This is a genomic window from Mangrovimonas sp. TPBH4 (assembly GCF_001280505.1).
GTDB lineage: Bacteria > Bacteroidota > Bacteroidia > Flavobacteriales > Flavobacteriaceae > Mangrovimonas_A.
This window is the reverse complement of the sequence record NZ_LBIO01000036.1, coordinates 1-2,215: the sequence shown is the minus strand read 5'-3', so window position 1 is coordinate 2,215 and position 2,215 is coordinate 1. Positions and strand designations below refer to the sequence as shown.

Here is a 2,215-nt window from a genome sequence, read left to right as displayed (position 1 = left end):
CAGGAAGGTTAGAGTTAAAATCCGAATCGCTAGTAATTGAAATTCTAGTCAGCGGATATTTATCTCCACCATAACCTTTATCACAGTCAATTGTCGCATAAAGATTATTACCGAAATTAAAATTTGTTTTTAGACTTGATAGGTACTCAGTCTCAAGATATCTCACTCCAAAGGAAAGACTGTCATTTTCCATCACGTAAGGGTTTTGAACGGATACCTCAATATTTTTGTAGTCATAAAACTCGTAATCTTTGCATTGTTCAAAGCAACTTATCAAACTGATAAGATTTAGAGAGAAGAAAGCAATCAAGATTTCCTTTTTCATATTTTGCTTTTTTAACAGATGCAAAAGTTGTTTTTAGGTTGCGTTATATTACACACAACGGTTTGTGTATAGTTTCGTTGCGTGAAAATCCGCTAGGATTTTCGTGTTAAGAAACTAAGATAGTAAAGTTGCGAGGATTTTCCGTGAGGAAAATCAGAAGCAATGAATTATACACGGTGTTGGCAAACGTTATTTTTTAATTATTATTCCACTCCAAATTGTAACTAAACATAATGTAACCAAGCTTATATTAGATAGATTTATTTTTTTGTTTTCAATCAAAGAATGGGCTGTAACGACAATTATAATAGTAGTTAACATAATAGCTAAATAAAGTCCGGATTTAGTTTCCATTATGGAATCTTGTCGTTTTATTTTTCCCTTGTTATGGCTTACCAAAGCTTTATCTAAATCTCTCATTAGTTCAACAAATTTGTCCGAATTACAAAAATTACTATTTGAACTTAATCTTTTTGTTGTTCCGTTAGTTAGGGTTAGTTTGAGTCCAGCACCTCTTAACCAATGTATTTTATAACTCTCAACATTTTCAAATTCTATTTTTTCATTGTTCCATTCCAATTTGTTGGAAGTTAATTTGAAGTCAGTTGATTTTATGATTAACTTTTTAATCGCAACAAAATAGATTATAGAAACTAAAAGTCCGATTACTAATTTGAGTATTGAACCATTTAAGAATTCGTTTAATATTTTGACAATAAAATAAAAAACAAAGGCAGTCGAAAAGAGCAAAACCAACAATTCTGTCGGTTTCGTGTGTTTTACTTGTTCGTATTTACGCATAATCGGTACTTATGTTTGCCAACGGTTTGGCTATGCGAAGTGTCCCGAAGGGCATTGCGTATAGGTGTTGTTGTGCTTTCGTTTTTTATTCTTTAAACATCTCATTGTAAGCTTTTACATGGTGAGGAAATTCTTCTTCATAAAATGGGTAGGCAATCCCTTCAATTGAAATTTCAAACCCTTCGCTGTCCATTCCGCTAATCTGATTTCCCACTCCTTTGATTTCAATCCCTTGTTCATTTCTAATTACCAAAGAGTCAATTGTCCTAGTTGCAATTAATTTATCTTCTGGGTAATCATCTGCTAGTTCAATGTCATTGTCATTACAATAGGATTTGATAAAATCATAGTTCCATTCTTTTTCGTCAAATCTTAATTCTCCAAAGACAACTCCCATTGGCGCATCTGCTTTTTCAAGTCTTGTTGTTCCAATTTTATTTGAGCCTAGATAAATTGAATATTCTTTTTCCATTTTTAATCCCTTATTTGACTTACAAACTCAATTCCACCTATTCGACCGTCTTTTAAAATGTCAAGAACTATTGTCCCTTCTGTTTCATGCTCCAAGACAATGTTTTCACCAAACTGCCATTCCGAACCTGGTTGATTCGGTCTTTCTGCTGATACAAATTGAATGTAAGGTTGTTTTATCCACTTTTTCCTATCTGACTTTTCCAATTCTTCAATTAGATCAAGTCTATCAGGCTCTTGTTGCTTAATCAACTCTATAATTTGTACGATATGAAACTCTGATTTTTGCATTTATTTAATGAAGCACAACGGTTTGTATAAGGTTTGTTGCGTGAAAATCCGCGAGGATTTTCAGATTACGAAACCAAGATAGCAAAATTGCGAGTATTTTCCGAAAGGAAAATCCGAAGCAATAAAATTTATACAGTGTTGTACTTAGTTTTTTTTTCGATTTTTGATAAAATAGTTAACCAATCATTTTTATCAGAAATTCTGAGGTCAACCATATCATTTAATTCTTCTTTATCAATGTAATAGATTCTTAAAGAATCAAATCCAAATTTGAAAACCCTTGTTTGTAGATTCGTATCTTTTATTGATTTAATGTGAATTTTTAAT

The 2,215-nt window shown here is 31.8% G+C and carries 5 protein-coding genes; all 5 read right to left on the bottom strand.

The window, feature by feature from the left end:
- Window positions 1–325, bottom strand: a 325-nt coding sequence (locus ZA05_RS01445) for a hypothetical protein (protein ID WP_157514484.1), incomplete at its 3' end; no start/stop codon positions are given.
- Between the two features lie 189 nt (window positions 326–514).
- A complete protein-coding gene (locus ZA05_RS01440; RefSeq protein ID WP_053990082.1) occupies window positions 515–1,126 on the bottom strand; it encodes a hypothetical protein in 612 nt (203 codons plus the stop codon).
- Window positions 1,127–1,211: 85 nt separating this feature from the next.
- Complete coding sequence (locus tag ZA05_RS01435; protein WP_053990081.1) at window positions 1,212–1,598, bottom strand: hypothetical protein; 387 nt, start codon at window positions 1,596–1,598, stop codon at window positions 1,212–1,214.
- 2 nt (window positions 1,599–1,600) lie between these two features.
- A complete protein-coding gene (locus tag ZA05_RS01430) occupies window positions 1,601–1,888 on the bottom strand; it encodes a hypothetical protein (protein ID WP_053990080.1) in 288 nt (95 codons plus the stop codon).
- A gap of 128 nt (window positions 1,889–2,016) precedes the next feature.
- Window positions 2,017–2,215 (bottom strand): hypothetical protein (locus tag ZA05_RS18430; RefSeq protein ID WP_231632389.1); only part of this gene is annotated, 199 nt, incomplete at its 5' end.